General features: G+C 68.4%; 12 protein-coding genes. 3 read left to right on the top strand and 9 right to left on the bottom strand.

Going from position 1 to position 18631, the window contains the following annotated elements:
- Positions 1-108: 108 nt before the first annotated feature.
- The 4 genes from eutC to LIG30_RS00660 form a co-directional block, all read right to left on the bottom strand.
- Entirely contained in the window at positions 109-906 is a 798-nt protein-coding gene (eutC, locus tag LIG30_RS00675) for an ethanolamine ammonia-lyase subunit EutC (RefSeq protein WP_038708759.1), read from the bottom strand.
- Positions 903-2300, bottom strand: a complete 1398-nt coding sequence (locus LIG30_RS00670; RefSeq protein ID WP_038708757.1) for an ethanolamine ammonia-lyase subunit EutB — start codon at positions 2298-2300, stop codon at positions 903-905. Before LIG30_RS00670 ends, eutC begins: the two co-directional genes overlap by 4 nt.
- A 72-nt stretch (positions 2301-2372) precedes the next feature.
- Positions 2373-3782, bottom strand: coding sequence for an ethanolamine permease (gene eat, locus LIG30_RS00665; protein WP_038708755.1), 1410 nt, complete (start codon positions 3780-3782; stop codon positions 2373-2375).
- Positions 3783-4010: 228 nt separating this feature from the next.
- Entirely contained in the window at positions 4011-5474 is a 1464-nt protein-coding gene (locus LIG30_RS00660) for a mechanosensitive ion channel (protein WP_038708753.1), read from the bottom strand.
- 226 nt (positions 5475-5700) lie between these two features.
- Here LIG30_RS00660 and LIG30_RS00655 point away from each other — a divergent pair, with 226 nt between their 5' ends.
- Positions 5701-6042: an AraC family transcriptional regulator gene (locus LIG30_RS00655; protein WP_083493837.1), complete on the top strand. Its 342-nt coding sequence runs from the start codon at positions 5701-5703 to the stop codon at positions 6040-6042.
- Positions 6043-6048: 6 nt separating this feature from the next.
- Here LIG30_RS00655 and LIG30_RS00650 read toward each other — a convergent pair whose 3' ends face one another.
- Complete coding sequence (locus LIG30_RS00650; RefSeq protein WP_038708752.1) at positions 6049-8472, bottom strand: heavy metal translocating P-type ATPase; 2424 nt, start codon at positions 8470-8472, stop codon at positions 6049-6051.
- An 81-nt stretch (positions 8473-8553) separates the two neighbouring features.
- Here LIG30_RS00650 and cadR point away from each other — a divergent pair, with 81 nt between their 5' ends.
- Entirely contained in the window at positions 8554-8985 is a 432-nt protein-coding gene (cadR, locus tag LIG30_RS00645) for a Cd(II)/Pb(II)-responsive transcriptional regulator (protein ID WP_038708751.1), read from the top strand.
- An 89-nt stretch (positions 8986-9074) separates the two neighbouring features.
- Here cadR and LIG30_RS00640 read toward each other — a convergent pair whose 3' ends face one another.
- Both LIG30_RS00640 and LIG30_RS00635 read right to left on the bottom strand, forming a co-directional pair.
- Positions 9075-9857: an ABC transporter substrate-binding protein gene (locus LIG30_RS00640; RefSeq protein WP_038708749.1), complete on the bottom strand. Its 783-nt coding sequence runs from the start codon at positions 9855-9857 to the stop codon at positions 9075-9077.
- Between the two features lie 54 nt (positions 9858-9911).
- Positions 9912-11066 (bottom strand): pyridoxal phosphate-dependent aminotransferase, encoded by a 1155-nt coding sequence (locus LIG30_RS00635; RefSeq protein ID WP_038708748.1) that lies wholly within the window; start codon positions 11064-11066, stop codon positions 9912-9914.
- Positions 11067-11481: 415 nt separating this feature from the next.
- Between LIG30_RS00635 and LIG30_RS00630 the strand changes: the two genes are divergently transcribed.
- Positions 11482-13134 carry an acyl-CoA dehydrogenase family protein gene (locus LIG30_RS00630; RefSeq protein WP_038708746.1) on the top strand — a complete coding sequence of 551 codons (1653 nt, stop codon included), beginning with the start codon at positions 11482-11484 and terminating at the stop codon, positions 13132-13134.
- A 142-nt stretch (positions 13135-13276) separates the two neighbouring features.
- Here LIG30_RS00630 and LIG30_RS00625 read toward each other — a convergent pair whose 3' ends face one another.
- Together LIG30_RS00625 and putA are read right to left on the bottom strand one after the other, a co-directional pair.
- Positions 13277-14416, bottom strand: a complete 1140-nt coding sequence (locus LIG30_RS00625) for a branched-chain amino acid ABC transporter substrate-binding protein (protein WP_038708744.1) — start codon at positions 14414-14416, stop codon at positions 13277-13279.
- Between the two features lie 86 nt (positions 14417-14502).
- Positions 14503-18432, bottom strand: a complete 3930-nt coding sequence (gene putA, locus LIG30_RS00620; protein WP_038708742.1) for a trifunctional transcriptional regulator/proline dehydrogenase/L-glutamate gamma-semialdehyde dehydrogenase — start codon at positions 18430-18432, stop codon at positions 14503-14505.
- Positions 18433-18631: the final 199 nt, after the last annotated feature.

Genomic DNA, 18631 nt, shown 5'->3' with positions numbered 1-18631 from the left:
CCCACCGTCCGGCATCTGCTCCAATCTTGAACAGCACTACTGATCCGCCCGGAACGGGACGCTCCAATTTCAAACAGCGATCGGCGGGCTGACGACGCAGCCGCGTCGTCACGCCGGGCCGAGCCGTCCCACGCTTGCGTCTGCATCCGGCAGCAGCGCATCGCTGTCGTCCTTCAGCCCGACCCCCGTCAGGCCCAGGCGCCGCGCATGCGTCATCAGGTAGTGCAGCTTGTGCGCAGCCGCGTCGTATGGCAACCCCTCGGGCCGTACGTTCGAGATGCAGTTGCGCTGCGCGTCATGGCAGCCGACCTTCGGCGCATGAGTGAGATAGACGCCGAGGCTGTCCGGCGAGCTCAGGCCGGGCCGCTCGCCGATCAGGATCGCGACGAGCCGCGCGCGAAGCAGCTCGCCGATCTCGTCGCCGAGCGCGACGCGCGCCTGCCGCGCGACGACGACCGGCCCGATCCGCCAGCCATCCGCGTCAAGCCGCGGCCGCACCGCCTGCAGCAGCGGCAGCGCCTGCTTCTCCGCCGCGAATGCCGACAGCCCGTCGCCGACGACGAACACGACATCGGGCGCGTCGTCGAGCGCGGCGCCGTAGCCGGCGAGCAGCGCGCGGCCGTCATCGGACAGCGTGCGGCCGAGGTCCGGCCGGCGCAGGTAATGCTGGCGGTCCGGCGCGGCGCTCTGCACGCCGAGCGTCGGGAAGCCTGCCGCTTCGATCGCGCGCCGCAGCGCGTCGGCATCGAGCGGCTGATGCACCGCGTCGCGCGCCTGCGCGTGCGACAGGTTGAACGCGAGCAGCGGCGCGGTCGGCAGGCTGTTGCCCGCGCGGCCGAGCGCGATCCGCGCGTTCGTGAAAGCCTTCAGCTCTCCCCACGGATTCTTGTCGACGGCATCGCTCATGCGGAAAGCCCCATCCATTCGTTCGCACCCGCGAGCAGCGGCTGGCGCGGCGACGCGGGAAGCAGCGCGCCGCGCGCGTCGGCGATCTCCATCGTCTCCAGCCACTCCTCGAATTCCGGCGCGCGGCGCAGGCCGAGCAGCTCGCGCACGTACAACGCATCGTGAAACGACGTGCTCTGATAGTTCAGCATCACGTCGTCCGCACCGGGAATCCCCATGATGAAGTTGATGCCAGCCGCGCCGAGCAGCGTGAGCAGCGTATCCATGTCGTCCTGGTCGGCTTCCGCGTGGTTCGTGTAGCAGATGTCGCAGCCCATCGGCACGCCGAGCAGCTTGCCGCAGAAGTGATCCTCGAGGCCCGCGCGGATGATCTGCTTGCCGTCGTACAGGTATTCCGGGCCGATGAAGCCGACCACCGTGTTGACGAGAAACGGCGAGAACTTGCGTGCGACTCCATATGCGCGCACTTCGCAGGTCTGCTGATCGACGCCGTGATGCGCGTTCGCCGACAGCGCGCTGCCTTGCCCCGTCTCGAAGTACATCAGGTTGTCGCCGACGGTGCCGCGCCTGAGCGACAGCGCCGCCTCGCGCGCCTCGGCGAGCAGCGCGAGCGAAATCCCGAAGCTCGCATTCGCCTTCTCGGTGCCGGCGATCGACTGGAACACCAGATCGACCGGCGCGCCCTTCTCGATCGCGGCGATCGTGTTGGTCACGTGCGTGAGCACGCACGACTGGGTCGGCACGCGGTAGCGCTCGCGGAACGTGTCGATCATCTCGAGCAGCCTGACGATCGCGGCGAGGCTGTCGGTCGCCGGGTTGATGCCGATCATCGCGTCGCCGCAGCCGTACATCAGCCCGTCGAGCATCGACGCGGCGATGCCTTTCACGTCGTCGGTCGGATGATTCGGCTGCAGCCGCACCGACATCCGGCCCGGCAGGCCGACCGTGTTGCGAAACCGCGTGACGACGCGGCGCTTGCGCGCGACCGCGATCAGGTCCTGGTTGCGCATCAGCTTCGACACCGCGGCAACCATCTCCGGCGTGAGACCCGGTGCGATGCGTTCGAGCGCGACGGCGTCGACCGCGCCCGACAGCAGCCAGTTGCGGAAGTCGCCGACCGTCAGGTGCGAGATCCCGGCGAATGCGCGGGCATCGTGATCGTCGACGATCAGACGGGTGATCTCGTCGTCCTCGTACGGAATCACCGTTTCGTTCAGGAACGCCTTGAGCGGCGTGCCCGCCAGGGCGATCTTCGCGGCGACGCGCTCCTCCTCGCTCGCCGCCGCGACGCCGGCGAGCTGGTCGCCGGAACGCAGCGGGCTCGCCTTCGCGAGCAGCGTCTTCAGGTCGGCGAACCGGTAGGTGCGCGGACCGATCGTCTCTGTCCAGGACATCGTGCGAGTCTCCTTGCAAAGCCGACGGCGCGCCCCGTCACGGGGCGCGCCGGATGCCGTGTCGACGGCCGTTCATTCTTCCAGCAGCGTGTCGCCGGGCGCGCTCGCGCGCTGCGCGCGGGTCGCCAGGAAATACGCATAGCCGATCGCGAGGAACCCGACGAACACCAGCGCGACCAGCCCGTTGAAGTACACCATCGTGCCGAGGCAGATCAGCGCGGCAACGATCGCGAACGCCGGGAAGTACGGATACAGCGGCGCGCGGAACGGCCGCGCCATGCCGGGCTGCGTGCGGCGCAGCTTGAACAGCGCGGCCATGCTGACGATATACATCACGATCGCGCCGAACACCGACATCGTCACGATGTTCGCGGTCAGCGTCTGGCCGCCGAACTGGATCAGCTCGTCGCTGTAGATCGCCGCGATGCCGACCACGCCGCCCGCGATGATCGCGCGATACGGGGTCTTGAAGCGCGGATGTACCTTCGCGAGCCATTCCGGCAGGTAGCCTTCGCGGGCAAGCGCGAAGATCTGGCGCGAATAGCCGAGGATGATCCCGTGGAACGACGCGACGAGGCCGAACAGCCCGAGCCACACGAGCATGTGCATCCAGCCGCTGTTCGCGCCGACGATGTACTTCATCGCCTGCGGCAGCGGGTCGTTGATGTTCGCGAGCTGGGTCCAGTCGCCCGCGCCGCCCGCGAACACCATCACGCCGATCGCGAGCACGACGAGCGTCAGGATGCCGGCGACGTACGCGATCGGGATCGAGCGCTTCGGGTTCTTCGCTTCCTCGGCGGCCATCGCGACGCCCTCGATCGCGAGGAAGAACCAGATCGCGAACGGAATCGCGGCGAACATCCCGTGGAACGCGCCGACGCTGAAGTGATCTGCCCCGCCCCAGCCGCCCTTCGCGAAGTGGCTCCACGCGAAGCCCGGCGACACGACGCCCATGAACACGAGCAGCTCGAAGATCGCGAACAGCGTGACGACGAGCTCGAACGTCGCGGCGATCTGCACGCCGACGATATTGAGCGCCATGAAGACGAGATACGCGCCCATCGCCGCGTGCTTCGGTTCCAGCCCCGGGAACTGCACGTGCAGGTAGGCGCCGATCGCGAGCGCGATTGCCGGCGGCGCGAACACGAATTCGACGAGCGTCGCCGCGCCCGCAATAAAGCCGCCCGTCGGGCCGAACGCGCGACGGGCGTAGGCGAACGGGCCGCCCGCGTGCGGGATCGACGTCGTCAGCTCGGTGAAGCTGAAAATAAAGGTCGTGTACATCGCCGCGACGAACAGCGCGGTGACGACGAAGCCCAGCGTGCCGGCGCTCGCCCAGCCGTAGCTCCAGCCGAAGTATTCCCCGGAGATCACGAGACCGACCGCGATGCCCCACAACTGCCAGGTTCCGAGCGTCTGCTGCAGCGCGGGCTGGCCGGCTGCGTTGCCGGCGGCGGGCCGGCCATTCGACTCTGCTTTCATCGATGTTCTCCTCAAGGATCGCGGGCCGCTCGCCTGCCGGATCAACCCGGCAGGCCGGCCTGCGCAACTGGGAATCGATGCTAGAGAGTCATTAATCGACGTGTTATCGAAATTCGGCAAAGGTCCGCGCCGGCATTTCACCGGCGCAAACGCCCGCATCGCGAAGCGCGACAGTGACGCGCGACAATCTGGATCGCTCACCATCGGATCGCGCGCCGCGCACGCCGCTCATTCGCCGCCGCGGCGCTGGTTGAACCAGCGGTCGAGCAGCTTGCCCGCCGCCTCGCGGCCGCCGAGGCCGAACGACAGCGCGACCGCCACCGCGATCGCGCCGAGCACGAGGCCGAACGCGAGCTGCACGATCTCGTTCGCGATGCCCATCGCGCGCAGCCCCATCGCGAACACGAGGCCGAGGATCGCGAACTGCGCGATGCGCGCGAACAGCACGCTGTGCTCGCGGTCCGCCTGCTGGATCACGCGGCGTGCGAGGCCCGCGAGCCAGAAGCCGATCACCAGGATCACGCCCCCCATCAGCACGTGCGCGCCGAATTCGATGAACAGCGTGACGACGTCGCGCACCTGCGTGAAGCCGAGCCGGTTGGCGGCCTCGACGGCGGCGAACAGCATCGCGAAGAACACGATCAGGCGCGCGGCCAAGAGCGACGGCTGCAGCATCCCGGCAAACACGCGCTCGACGCCCAGCACGTCCGGCAGCCCGTCGACGCCCGCCGCGACCAGCAGCTTCTGCGCGAGCGACGCGACGAAGCGCGCGAAGTAGAACGTGACGAGCACGATCACGACGGCCGCGACGATGTCCGGCACCGCGCCGAGGAACTGGTTGAGCATGTTGGTCGCCGGGTGCGAGATCGCGTCGATCTTCAGCGCGTCGAGCGCGGAGATCAGCGTCGGCACGAACACGAACACATAGACGATCGTTCCGACCAGGCTCGACACGCGCACAGGTGTCGGGCTTTCGAGGTTTTGCGTCAGCTTGTCGGCGCCCGCCGCGACGAGCAGGTTGGTGACGAGCCCGCGCAGCACGCGTGCGACGATCCAGCCGACGAAGCCGATCACCGCCGCGGCGAACAGGTTCGGCACGATCGCGAGCAGCTTGTCGACCATCCCCTGCACCGGCGCGAGCAGGCCGGACAGCGCGAACGCGGACAGGATCGCCGGCAGGAACATCAGGATCACGAGCCAGAACAGCACGTCGCCGAGATAGCCGCTCATCGGACGCATGCCGGCGCTCGCCGACAGCCTGTCGTCGAGGCCGCCCGCCTTCAGCAGGCGGCCGGCGACGCTGCGCAGCAGCGACGCGATCAGCCACGCGATCAGCGCGAGCGCCGCCCCGCCGATCAGGTTCGGCAGATAGTCGACGATGTGGGTGACGAGCAGCGAGAAAGGATTGGAGACCGCGTACAGGTTGAGCACGTTGAAGATGCCGACCGCGGTGACGAGCAGCACGAGCCAGAACAGCCCGCCCGCGACGATGCGCTCGACGTACGCGCCCTGCCCCGTGCTTTCGGTGATGCGCCGGTCGACCTTCAGCGCGGCGAGCAGCTGGAGCGTGCCCGCCCGCACCGCCACGGCGATCAGCCAGCCGATCACCAGTATGCCGATCGCGCCGGCGATCTTGGGCAGGTAGCCCCCTAGCGTGGTCTGCAGCGACGTGATGAAGCTGGATGCATCCATTTCTTCTCTCCCGAAAACGTGGCGTGACGAGTGTTGCGATTGAACATCGACGAACGACCTGCGTACTTCGAAAACGTGCGTTGCCGCTCCTGCGAACCTGCATGACCGACATGACGGAAATAACGGCTTCAGCCGGCGTCACCGTCATTAACTTTAGGCGGAAAAATGAAGCGATTCGAACCTGATTCCGCCAATCTGACGTCGCTTCCCGGAAAGCCGCGCATCGATCGCGGCGGCGACGCGCTGGATCGGCGTGTTCCACGACAATCCGGATGCCGTGCCGGCCGCGCAGCTCCGCTCGCAAGCGTGCATCGTCCCGCTGGCTGCGACGACCGACGCCACACCGCCCGTCGTGCGCATCACGCTGCGCGGCGGCGATTACGCGGTGCTGCGCCACAGCGGGCCTTATCCGGAGATGAAGGAAGCGTACCGGTGGCTGTACCGGGAATGGCTGCCGCAGTCGGGCCGCGGTGGCGCCGACGCGCCGCCGTTCGAGCTGTACGTGAACATGCCCGGCACCACCGCGCCCGAGGATCTGCTGACCGACATCCACGTGCCGCTGCGCTGACGCGCGTCACTGGCCGGCGCGCGCGCCGCGGGCAATCCCGTTGGAGGACAGCAGGCGCAGCCCGTTGCCGACGACGATCAGGCTCGCGCCCGCGTCGGCGAACACCGCCATCCACATCGTCCCGAAACCGGCGACGGTGAGCGCGAGAAACACCAGCTTCACACCGAGCGCGAACGCGATGTTCTGCACCAGCACGCGATGCGTCGTGCGCGACAGCCGCACGAACGCCGGGATCTTGCGCAGATCGTCGTCCATCAGCGCGACATCTGCGGTCTCGATCGCGGTATCGGTACCCATCGCGCCCATCGCGAAACCGATGTCGGCCCGCGCGAGCGCCGGCGCGTCGTTGATCCCGTCGCCGACCATGCCCACCGCACCCGGCCCCGCGGCCAGTTCCTCGACCGCCGCGAGCTTGTCTTCGGGAAGCTGGTTGCCGCGCGCGTCGTCGATGCCGACCTGGCCCGCGATCGCCTGCGCGGTGTGCGGGTTGTCGCCCGTCAGCATCGCCGTCCGGATGCCGAGCGCGTGCAGCTCGGCGATCGCCGCGCGGCTCGAGTCCTTGATCGTGTCGGCCACCGCGAACACCGCCAGCACGCGCGTGTCGTCAATCAGCATCACGACGCTCTTGCCCTGCCGCTCGAGCGTGTCGAGCTGCGCCTCCAGCGCGCGCGAGCAGCGCCCCAGTTCCTCGACGAGCCGGTGATTGCCGAGCCAGTAGCCGGCGCCGCCGATCGTGCCGCGCACGCCGCGCCCGACGAGCGCCTCGAAGTCCTGCACGTCGGCGAACGGTTGCGGGACCGCCGCCCGTCCGGCCGCCGCGACCGCCTGCGACACCGGGTGATCGGAACGCGCGGCGAGGCTCGCAGCCAGATGCTGCACGCGCGCGGCGTCGACATCCGCCGCCCGCATCTCGAAATCGGTCTGCACCGGCTTGCCGTGCGTGATCGTGCCGGTCTTGTCGAGTGCGAGCCATGCGAGCTTGCGCCCTTCTTCCAGATAGATGCCGCCCTTCACGAGAATGCCGCGTCGCGCCGCGGCCGCGAGGCCCGACACGATCGTCACCGGCGTCGAGATCACGAGCGCGCACGGACATGCGATCACCAGCAGCACCAGCGCGCGGTAGACCCAGTCGTGCCACGCGCCGCCCGCGACCAGCGGCGGCGCGACCGCGACCAGCAGCGCGATCGCGAAGACGATCGGCGTATAGACCTGCGCGAACCGGTCGACGAAGCGCTGCGTCGGCGCCTTCGCGCCCTGCGCCTCCTCGACCGCATGGATGATGCGCGCGAGCGTCGTGTTCGCCGCGACCGCCGTGACGCGGTATTCGAACGAGCCCGCTTCGTTGATCGTGCCCGCGAACACCACGTCGCCGGCCGCCTTGTCGACGGGCAGGCTTTCGCCGGTGATCGGCGCCTGATTGACGGTCGAGCGCCCGTCGACGACTTCGCCGTCGAGGCCGATCCGCTCGCCCGGCTTCACGCGCACGATCGCGCCGAGCGCGACCTGCGCGGCCTCGACGGTGCGCCACGCGCCGTCGGGCTGGCGCACCGTCGCGGTATCCGGCGCGAGCCGCATCAATCCCTGGATCGCATTGCGCGCGCGATCGAGCGATTTCGCCTCGATCAGCTCGGCGATCGTGAACAGCACCATCACCATTGCCGCCTCGGGCCATTGCCCGATCGCCATTGCGCCCGTCACCGCGATGCTCATCAGCGCGTTGATGTTCAGGTTGCCGTTGCGCAGCGCGATCCAGCCCTTCTTGTAGGTCGTGATGCCGCATGCGAGGACGGCGCCTAACGCCAGTCCCGCCGCGAGCCACACCGGCAGGCCGAGCCAGGTCGCCGCCTCCGACGCGAGCGCCGCGACGCCCGCGAGCGCGAGCGGCCACCACGGCCGGGCCGGCTCCGCCTGCAAGGCGGCGGACGGCGGCGCATCCGCCGACGCGGCCTCGGGCGTCATGCCGAGTGAACGGATCGCACCAGCCACCGCCGCCTGCGCGCCCGGCGCGTGGTCGACGGTCAGCATCCGCTGCATCAGGTTGAATTCGAGCGCCGCGACCTCGCGCATCCCGCCGAGCTTCTTGCGAATCAGGCTCTCCTCGGTCGGACAGTCCATCTGCATGATGCGGAATGCCGAACGGACGTTGCCCGACGCGGTCGCCTGCGCGGCAGGCAACGGCACAAGCGTGAGCGCGGCGGGCGCGCAGCAGTCACCGTCGGCGTGATCGTGAGCGTGTGCATGGTCGTGGCCGGCCGCGTGGTCATGGGCGCAGGCGTGACCGTGCACGTGCTCATGGCCGTGGCCTTCCGCATGGTCATGAGCGCAGGCGTCACCGTGCGCATGGTCGTGGTCGTGGTCGTGCGCGCAGCACGCGCCGGCGTGGCCGGCCGCTGTATCTCGTTCGTCCTGGGCGCGCTTGGCCTCGGTCATCGCAACCTCCTGAATGGCTTGACGATGTACAGTAAACACCCTGAAGCCACTACAGGGTCAACCCTTCGGCGGGAGAAAAGTATGAAGATCGGCGAACTGGCGAAAGCGGCGCGTTGCACGCCCGAAACGATCCGCTTCTACGAGAAAGAGGGCCTGATGCCCGATGCCGAGCGCACCGACGCGAACTACCGGAACTACACGGAAACCCACGTCGAGCGGCTGCGTTTCATCCGCAATTGCCGCGCGCTCGACATGACGCATGACGAGATCCGCGCGCTGCTGCGACTGACCGATACGCCGACCGACCGCTGCGATTCGGTCAACGCGCTGCTCGATGCGCACATCGGCCACGTCGATGCGCGGCTCGCGGAGCTCACACACCTGCGCGGGCAACTGACCGCGCTGCGCGAGCAATGTGTCGGCGAGCATTCGGTCGGGGATTGCGGAATCGTCCACGGCCTGGCGACGATGGAAACCGTCGCCCCGGCCGCGAAGCGCACACACGTCGGGTGACGTCAGGTGACGTTGAGTGACATTCGGCAACGTCGGGGGCGGCGGCGGGCCGACGGCTGACCGGCACCGCGCCACGCGCGGGCAACCGCTCACTGCGCGGAGATGTCGATGTCGCCGAAGTATTTCTGGCCGAGCGACTTCACCGTCCCTTCCGACTTCAGTTTCGAGATCGCCGCATTCAGGCGCGCCTTCAGCGCGTCGTCGCCCTTGCGCAGCCCGAACGCGACGCCGCTGCCGAGAATCCGGTCGTCGCGCACCGGCTGGCCGACGAAGCCGAAATCCTTGCCGTCCGGACGCGACAGGAACCCGCGCTGGCCGGCCGGCGCGAGCACGAGCGTGCCGTCGACGCGCCCGGCGACGAGATCCGCATACGCCTGGTTCTGGTCCTGGTACGCGACGATCGCGACGCCCGCCGGCTCCCAGTGCGCCTTCGCGTAAGTCTCCTGGATCGAGCCCTGCAGCACGCCGACGCGCTTGCCCTTCAGCGCCTCGGGCGTCGGCAGGAGGCCGCTGCCGTTGCGCGCGATCAGCTGGGTCGGCACGCGATAGATGATCGCCGTGAAGTCGATCGCCTGGCGGCGCTGCTCGGTTGCGTTCATCGCCGAGTTGATCGCGTCGAACTTGCGGCCCTTGAGCGCCGGGATCAGCCCGTCGAACGACGTCTCGACCCACTTGCACGACAGCTTCGCCGTCTGGCACACCGCATTGCCGACGTCGATGTCGAAGCCCTGCAGGTCGCCGTTCGGCGCCTTCGACTCGAACGGCGGATACTGAGCCTCCACGCCGAAGCGCAGCGTCTGCTGGGCGTCGGCGAATGCCGCGCCGGAACCGAACGCGCAAGCGAGCGCGAGCCAGAGTTTCAGGTGCTTCATCGTGATCTCCTTGGAATCGTGGGTCTTGAGCGGACGACGCTGTGCGAAACGGCGTCAGACCGCGCGCAGCCGGCGCGCGCCTTCGATCAGCGTCGCGTCGTCCTTCGAAAAGCTCAGCCGGATCAGCCCGGCGTCGGTGCCGTCGGTGTAGAACGCGGACAGCGGAATCGTCGCGACCCGCGCGTCGCGAATCAGGCGCAGCACGAAATCGCTGTCGCGCTCGTCCGAGAAATGCCTGAAGCGCGCGAGCATGAAGAACGAGCCCTCGCTCGGCAGCAGCTCGAAGCGCGAGTCAGCGAGTTCACGCGCGAGCAGGTCGCGCTTGTGCTGGTAGAACGCGGACAGCCCGAGATAGCTGTCCGGCTGCGCGAGCCTCTCGGCGAACGCGATCTGCATCGGCGTGTCGGCCGAAAACATCATGAACTGGTGCACCTTGCGGATCTCGTCCATCAGCGCGGCCGGCGCGAGGCAGTAGCCGACCCGCCAGCCGGTCACGTGGAACGACTTGCCGAACGACGACACGATCACGCTGCGCTCGGCCAGCTCGCGGTGTCGCGCCATGCTCTGGTGCCGCGCGCCGTCGAACACGACGTGCTCGTAGACCTCGTCGGACAGGATCACGATGCCGGTTTCGCGCGTGAGCTGCGCGAGCCGCGCGAGATCGGCTTCGGAGAAGACCGTCGCGGTCGGGTTGTGCGGGGTATTGACGATGATCATCCGCGTGCGCGGCGTGATGGCCGCGGCGACCTCGTCCCAGTCGACGCGAAAATGCCCGGGCGACAGCTTGATCGCGACCGGCGTCGCGCCCTGCAGCCGCACGATCGGCGCATAGCTGTCGAACGACGGCTCGAAGTAGATCACCTCGTCGCCCGGATGCACGAGCGCGCTGATCGCCGCATACAGCCCCTCGCTCGCGCTCGCGACCACCGTGACTTCGCTTGCCGGGTCGTAACGCGCGCCGTAGAGCCGCTCGGTCTTGTCGGCGAGCGCATCGCGCAGCTGCGTCACACCGGCCATCGGTGCGTACTGGTTGTGCCCGTCGCGCATCGCGCGCGCGACGCTTTCGACCAGCGCCGGATCGGGCGCGAAATTCGGCGCGCCTTGCGACAGGTTGAGCGCGTCGTGCTGCGCGGCGAGCTGGCCGATCACGGTGAAGATCGTCGTCCCGACGTCGGGCAGCTTCGATCGGGGCGCGGTGGCGCTTCGCATGACTCCTCCTTCTGGTTCTGGCGGACGCGGCGTCGATGCGTCGCGGGTATGGACGAGGATTTAGCCCGAGCCAATATCGGCCGGCAATCGAAAGTTCGTCATGGCTGCCATGCGTTTTCCTCATGGCACTGGTGACCTTTGGCTCGCCGAAACGCGTGCCGGCCACGCCCGGTCATGCGCGGGGAACATCCTTGTCGGGGCGGGAAGGCCGCCCTTCCTGCTTCCCTTGCCGACCGCACGGCATGCCTCGGCGTTTGCCGAACGGGTGAGGCGATGATTTTCCGCACGCTCACCCGTCCGGCACCGGAACCCAGGCATGACGTGTCGGCATATTTGCTACTCTGGGTATCAGGACGAGATGAGATTTGCATGGAAGTCGAGCAAGCGCTGACTCGCGCCAACAGGAGACACATCGATGACCGGATCGACCCACGACGTCACCAACCAGTTCGACGAACTCACCGACTACAACCTGCTGGCGACCGACGCGCCGCTGCGCGAGGCGCTCGCGCGCGCCGGCGCGGACTGGGCGATGCCGCAGCTCGACGCGTACGGCGCGCGGCTCGGCAGCAGCGAGACCGCGCAGCTCGCCGACGACGCAAATCGCCACCCGCCGGAGCTGAATGCATTCGACCGGCGCGGGCGGCGGATCGACCGCGTCGATTTCCATCCGGCATGGCATGCGCTGCTCGGCATGTACCGCGAAGCCGGGTTCGTGTCGCTCGCGTTCCGCGACACGCGGCCCGGGCGCTGGGCGGCGACGGCGGCCGGCTTCTACCTGCACGGCCAGATCGAGGCCGGCACGCTGTGCCCGGCGACGATGACGCAGGCCAGCATCCCGGTGCTGCAAAAGGAGCCGGCATTGTGGGAGGCGCTGCGCGACAAGCTCTACGGCGACGCCTACGATCCGCGCGACGTGCCGGTGCCGGCGAAACGCTCGATCTGGCTCGGCATGGGCATGACCGAGAAACAGGGCGGCTCCGACGTGCGCGCGAACACGACGCGCGCGACGCCGGCCGGCCCCGGCGGGCGCGGCGGCGAATACCTGCTGCGCGGCCACAAGTGGTTCTTCTCGGCGCCGATGTGCGACGCGCACCTGGTCGTCGCGCGCACCGCCGCGGGCGGCCTGTCGTGCTTCTACGTGCCGCGCTGGCGGCCCGACGGCACGAAGAATCCGGTCGAGATCCAGCGCCTGAAGAACAAGGTCGGCAACCGCAGCAATTCGAGCAGCGAGATCGAGCTGAACGACGCGTGGGGCATCATGCTCGGCGAAGAGGGCCGCGGGATTCCGACCATCATCGAGATGGCGACCTACACGCGGCTGAGCTGCGTGCTCGGCAGCGCGGCGATGCTGCGGCAAGGCGTGGTGCAGGCGATCGCGTACACGCGCCAGCGCCATGCGTTCGGCCGCGCGCTCGCCGCGCAGCCGCTGATGCGCACGGTGCTCGCGGATCTCACGCTCGAGAGCGAGGCGGCGCTTGCGCTCGCGATGCGGCTCGCGGAGGCGTTCGAGGACGGCGACACGCCGCGCCAGCAGGCGTGGAAGCGGATCGTCACGCCCGCCGCGAAATTCTGGGTCTGCAAGCGCGCGGTCGAGCTGACCGGCGAGGTGATGGAAGTGTTCGGCGGCAACGGCTATGTCGACGACGGCCCGATCGCACGGCTGTTCCGCGAGGCGCCGGTCAATTCGATCTGGGAAGGGTCGGGCAACGTGATGTGCCTCGACGTGCTGCGCGCAATCTCTCGCGAGCCGGATGCGGCCGCCGCGCTGTTCGACGAGCTGGACGGGATGAGCGCCGGCGATCCGCTGATTCGGGATGCGCTCGACACGCTGCGCGCGATGCTCGGCGCGGCGCCCGACGCGCTCGAGGCGAGCGGCCGGCTATTCGCGCAACGCCTCGCGCTCGTCGCGCAGGCGTGCCTGCTGCGTCGCGACGCGCCCGCCGCCGTCGGCGACGCGTTCATCGCGACGCGGCTCGGCGAGCCGGGCTGGGGGCGCGTGGCGGGCGGATTCGATCCGCGGCGGATCGATGTCGCCGCGCTGATCGAGCGCGCGTATCCGGCGTGATGCGGGCAGCCGCGCCGCACGTCGCTCCGACCGCGGCGGATGCGCCTGCCGCAAATAAAAACGCCACCGGACGCTTGCGCGCCCCGGTGGCGTCGGGTGGTGCGGCCGCGCTTCGCGCGGCCGTCCCGCTACATCGCCGGGCTTACTTCCCGCCGATGCTCTTCAGCGGCTTCCACTCGCCCTTTTCGACCTTGTACATCGTGATGCCGCCGTTCTTCAGGTCGCCCTTCGCGTCATACGCGACGTGCGTCGACGTCACGCCGGCCATGTCGGTCTTCGAGAGCAGCGGCAGGTACTTCGCCGGATCGGTCGAGTTCGCCTTCTTCATCGCGTTGAACATCGCCATCGCGCCGTCGTACGAGTACGGCGAGTAGGTCTGCACGTCCTCGCCGAAGCGCTTCTTGTACTTGTCGGCGTATGCCTTGCCGCCAGGCATTTCTTCGAGCGGCAGGCCGGCCAGCGAGGCGATCGTGCCATCCGCCGCGTCGCCCGCGATCTTCAGGAACGTCGGCGTCTTCACCATTTCGCCGCTCATCAGCGGCGCGGCGATGCCGAGCGTCTTCATCTGCTTGACCATCGGCGCTGCCTGCGAGTCCGCGCCGCCGTAGTACACGAGATCCGGCTTGGCCGCCTTCAGCTTGGTCAGAATCGCCTTGAAGTCGACTGCCTTGTCGTTCGTGAATTCACGGTCGACGATCGTCGCGCCGCCCGCCTTCGCGGCCTTCTCGAACTGGTCGGCGAGACCCTGGCCGTACGCCGTGCGGTCGTCGACGATCGCGATCTTCTTCATGCCGAGATCCTTCGACGCGAACGCGCCCGCCACCGAGCCTTGCTGCGTGTCGGACGTCATCATGCGGAAGGCCGTCTTGTAGCCTTGCTGCGTGTATTCCGGCGCGGTCGCCATCGCGATCTGCGGAATGCCCGCATTCGCGTAGATGCGCGATGCCGGGATCGTCGTGCCCGAGTTGAAGTGGCCCAGCATGCCCTTGATGCCGTCGTCGACGAGCTTCTGCGCGACGGTCGTGCCGGTGCGCGGGTCGGCCTGGTCGTCCTGCGTGTCGAGGACGAACTTCACCGGCTTGCCGCCGATCATCGGCTTCGTCGCGTTGAAGTCCTCGATCGCCAGCACGATACCGTTCTGCATATCCTTGCCGTAGTGCGCCTGCGCACCCGTCATCGGCCCTGCATAGCCGACCTTCACGTCATCAGCATGCGCCGTCCCCGCCAGCGACATGACTGCGACAGCGGTCGCGCCTGCCAGCTTTTTCATCGTGTGTTGCATAGCTTCTCCTAGGTACCAGGTGTAAACGGAGCGGCATCGGGATCGCCCTGCCGCTTCCTTTGTTTGATCCGAACGGCAAGGATGGGTTAGCCGATCGTCATCAAATTCGCATTGCCGCCTGCCGCCGCGGTGTTCACGCTGACCGAGCGCTCGGTCAGCAGACGCTCGAGCGCGTAGTCTTCCGCGTCGCCGTTCTCGAACGCGCCCACCGACACGCCCTGCACCGACACGATCGGGCCGGGCCGCTGCGCGACCTCCTTCACGAGCGTCAGCAGTTCGTCGCTGTCGCCTTCGAACAGCACCGCGTCGAATGCCGCATCCGCCTGCTTGCGCACGCTCGCATGCGACTTCAGCGCCCCGGGCAGCGCAGCCACCAGCGCCTCGCCGGCCGAGCCCGCGAACAGCGCGCGGTTGCCGGTCGCCAGCACCGCCGCAAACTGCGCGCGCGCGCCGCTCGGCGTTGCCGCCACGCACAGTACCGTGCCGCGCGCGCCGAGTGTATACGTGTTTCGCTCACCGGTCGGCCCCGCCAGCACCGCGGTCGCCCCTGCCGGCACCTGCGCGAGATAGCCGTCGCAGCGCGCCGCGAGCACCGGCTCGCGCTGCTCGATCAGCCAGTCGCGCAGCGCCGTCAGCGCCGCCGACGGCTTGTTGCGCGTCTCGCCTTCCATCCCCTCGTCCGCGATCAGCGATGCGGCGAGTGAACGCGGCAGGCCCGCCGGACGCGTCGCGAGCAGACGCTGCAGATACAGCGCGCCGCCGGCCTTCGGGCCCGTGCCCGACAGCCCTTCGCCGCCGAACGGCTGCACGCCGACCACCGCGCCGATCACGTTGCGGTTCACGTAGATGTTGCCGACGTGCGCGCGATCGATCACGTGCGCGATGGTCTCGTCGATCCGCGTGTGGATGCCGAGCGTGAGGCCGTAGCCGGTCGCGCGGATCTGCTCGAGCAGCTTGTCGAGGCTGCTGCGGCGGTAGCGCACGACATGCAGCACCGGCCCGAACACCTCGCGCTTCAGCTCGTCGACGCTGCCGATCTCGATCAGCGTCGGCGGCACGAAGGTGCCGTGCGCGCACGCGTCCGGCGCCGGCATCTGCGTGACCGCGTGCCCCTTGTCCGTCATCGCGGCGACGTGCGCGTCGATCGTGCGCTTCGCATCGGCATCGATCACCGGGCCGACATCGGTCGACAGGCGGTCCGGGTTGCCGAGCGCGAGTTCCTGCATCGCGCCCTTCAGCATCGTCAGCGTGCGGTCGGCGACATCGTCCTGCAGGCAGAGCACGCGCAGCGCCGAACAGCGTTGACCGGCCGAATCGAACGACGACTGCATCACGTCGGCGACGACCTGCTCGGCGAGCGCCGACGAATCGACGATCATCGCGTTCTGGCCGCCGGTCTCGGCGATCAGCGGAATCGGCTTGCCGTCCGGATCGAGGCGCGACGACAGCGTCTTGTTGATCAGGCGCGCGACTTCGGTCGAGCCGGTGAACATCACCGCGCGGGTGCGCGGGTCGGCGACCAGCGCCGCACCGACCGTCTCGCCGTCGCCCGGCAGCAGCTGCACCGCGCCGGCCGGCACGCCGGCCTCGCGCAGGATGCGCACCGCCTGCGCGGCGATCAGCGGGGTCTGCTCGGCAGGCTTCGCGAGCACCGTGTTGCCGGCCGCCAGCGCGGCGGCAACCTGGCCCATGAAGATCGCGAGCGGGAAGTTCCACGGGCTGATGCAGACGACCGGGCCGAGCGGACGATGCGTGTCGTTCGAGAATTCGTCGCGGATCTGCGCGGCGTAGTAGCGCAGGAAATCGACCGCCTCGCGGATTTCCGCGATCGCGTTCGCCAGCGACTTGCCGGCTTCGCGGACGATCAGGCCCATCAGCGTGTGCATCTGCGCTTCGAGCAGGTCGGCTGCGCGGGCGAGGCAGTCGGCGCGCGCGTCGACGGGCGTCGCCTGCCAGATCGGCGCGGCAGCCACCGCATGCGCGAGCGCGGCGCTCACGTGCTCGGCCGTCGCTTCGCTGACCGCGCCGACGACGTCGCGCTGGTCGGCCGGGTTGCGGACGTCGCGCGCGGATGCTGCGGCGAGCGCGTCGTCGGCGAGCATCGGCGCGGCGCGCCACGGATGATGCGCGCTCGCGAGCAGCGCCGACGACAGCGACGCCAGGCGATGCTCGTTCGACAGGTCGAGACCCATCGAGTTGAGGCGCTCGTCGCCGTACAGGTTGCGCGGCAGCGGAATCTTCGCGTGCGGCGCGCCGAGCGGCACGACCTTCGACGCTTCGTCGACCGGATCGGCGACCAGTTCCGTCACCGACACCGTCTTGTCGGCGATGCGGTTCACGAACGACGTGTTCGCGCCGTTCTCGAGCAGGCGGCGCACGAGGTACGCGAGCAGCGTCTCGTGCGTGCCGACCGGCGCGTAGACGCGGCACGGACGGTTCAGCTTGTCGCGGCCCGTCACTTCCTCGTACAGCGGCTCGCCCATGCCGTGCAGGCACTGGAATTCGTACTGGCCGGGGTAGTAGTTCTGGCCGGCGAGCTGATAGATCGCCGACAGCGTGAACGCGTTGTGCGTCGCGAACTGCGGATAGACCGCGTCCGGCGCGGCGAGCAGCTTCTTCGCGCACGCGAGATACGAGATGTCGGTGTAGATCTTGCGCGTATAGACCGGATAGCCCTCGAGGCCGTCGACCTGCGCGCGCTTGATTTCGGTGTCCCAGTACGCGCCCTTCACCAGACGGATCATCAGGCGGTGACGGCTGCGGCGCGCGAGGTCGATCAGGTAGTCGATCACGAACGGGCAGCGCTTCTGGTACGCCTGCACGACGAAGCCGATGCCGTTCCAGCCGGCCAGTTCCGGATCGAAGCACAACGCTTCGAGCAGGTCGAGCGACAGTTCGAGACGGTCCGCTTCCTCTGCGTCGATGTTGAGGCCGATGTCATAGCGGCGGGCGAGCAGCGCGAGCGCGCGCACGCGCGGCAGCAGCTCGCTCATCGTGCGGTCCTGCTGCGCGCGCGAGTAGCGGGCGTGCAGCGCCGACAGCTTGATCGAGATGCCCGGGCCCTCGTAGATGCCGCGGCTGCCGGCCGCCTTGCCGATCGCGTGGATCGCCTGTTCGTACGACGCGTAGTAGCGCTGCGCGTCCTCTTCGGTCGTCGCCGCTTCGCCGAGCATGTCGTACGAGTAGCGGAAGCCGCGCGCTTCGTACTTGCGGCTGTTCGCGAGCGCTTCGGAAATCGTTTCGCCGGTGACGAACTGTTCGCCCATCAGGCGCATCGCCATGTCGACGCCCTTGCGGATCAACGGCTCGCCGCCCTTGCCGATCATGCGCGTGAGCGCCGACGACAGGCCGGCCTCACTGTTCGTCGTGACGAGCTTGCCGGTGATCATCAGGCCCCAGGTCGCCGCGTTCACGAACAGCGACGGCGCATGGCCGACGTGCGAACGCCAGTCGCCCTTGCTGATCTTGTCGCGGATCAGCGCGTCGCGGGTCGCGCGATCGGGAATGCGCAGCAGCGCTTCCGCGAGGCACATCAGCGCGACACCTTCCTGGCTCGACAGCGAGAATTCGTGGATCAGCCCTTCGACGCCGCCGCCCGTGCTCTTCTCGCGCAGCGCTTCGACGAGCTTCGCGGCCATCGTCTGCACGTCGGCCGCGAGCGGCGCGGGCAGGCGCGCCTGCCCGATCAGGAACGGCACGCATTCCGGCTCCGGGCGGCGGTACGCGGCGGTGATCGCCGCGCGCAGCACCGATTGCGGCTGCACGTTTTGCGCGAATTCGAGGAACGGATGCGACGCGTTGTCGTCGTCGGCGTCGCCGTGGCCGTCGGCCAGCTCGGTCACGCCGGTGTGGCCGGACAGTTCCGGCGGCAGCTGACCGTGCTCGATGCGCTCGAGATAGGCGAAGATCGCCTGCTTGATCAGCCAGTGGGGGGTGCGTTCGAGCCGCGTCGCTGCCTCTTTCAGCCGCGCGCGGAGCAGATCGTCGACTTTGACGCCTAAGGTGGTGCTTGCCATGATTCCTTCTTGCGCCGGCCAATGCCGGCCAATGACGAGAAAAGATGCGCGAATCGTACGGCACACAATAAAAAGGTGCAACCCAATCCCATAAAAGGTTGCACCCACGGAATACCCAATATAATCAGCGGCTTACCCTGTTGCAACCTAGTAGTTGCCCGCAGTGAGGGGAATCAGTGTTTTCCCTGATCGCGCGCCA

The sequence above is a fragment of the Burkholderia sp. lig30 genome (genome assembly GCF_000687455.2).
Lineage (GTDB): Bacteria > Pseudomonadota > Gammaproteobacteria > Burkholderiales > Burkholderiaceae > Burkholderia.
This window is presented reverse-complemented; position numbering and strand designations above follow the sequence as displayed.

Coding starts and splice junctions, on each gene's coding strand:
- LIG30_RS00630 (WP_038708746.1), top strand. CDS start 11,482: ATGACCGGATCGACCCACGACGTCACCAACCAGTTCGACGAACTCACC.
- LIG30_RS00650 (WP_038708752.1), bottom strand. CDS start 8,472: ATGACCGAGGCCAAGCGCGCCCAGGACGAACGAGATACAGCGGCCGGC.
- LIG30_RS00670 (WP_038708757.1), bottom strand. CDS start 2,300: ATGTCCTGGACAGAGACGATCGGTCCGCGCACCTACCGGTTCGCCGAC.
- LIG30_RS00660 (WP_038708753.1), bottom strand. CDS start 5,474: ATGGATGCATCCAGCTTCATCACGTCGCTGCAGACCACGCTAGGGGGC.
- LIG30_RS00625 (WP_038708744.1), bottom strand. CDS start 14,416: ATGCAACACACGATGAAAAAGCTGGCAGGCGCGACCGCTGTCGCAGTC.
- cadR (WP_038708751.1), top strand. CDS start 8,554: ATGAAGATCGGCGAACTGGCGAAAGCGGCGCGTTGCACGCCCGAAACG.
- LIG30_RS00640 (WP_038708749.1), bottom strand. CDS start 9,857: ATGAAGCACCTGAAACTCTGGCTCGCGCTCGCTTGCGCGTTCGGTTCC.
- LIG30_RS00635 (WP_038708748.1), bottom strand. CDS start 11,066: ATGCGAAGCGCCACCGCGCCCCGATCGAAGCTGCCCGACGTCGGGACG.
- eat (WP_038708755.1), bottom strand. CDS start 3,782: ATGAAAGCAGAGTCGAATGGCCGGCCCGCCGCCGGCAACGCAGCCGGC.
- eutC (WP_038708759.1), bottom strand. CDS start 906: ATGAGCGATGCCGTCGACAAGAATCCGTGGGGAGAGCTGAAGGCTTTC.
- putA (WP_038708742.1), bottom strand. CDS start 18,432: ATGGCAAGCACCACCTTAGGCGTCAAAGTCGACGATCTGCTCCGCGCG.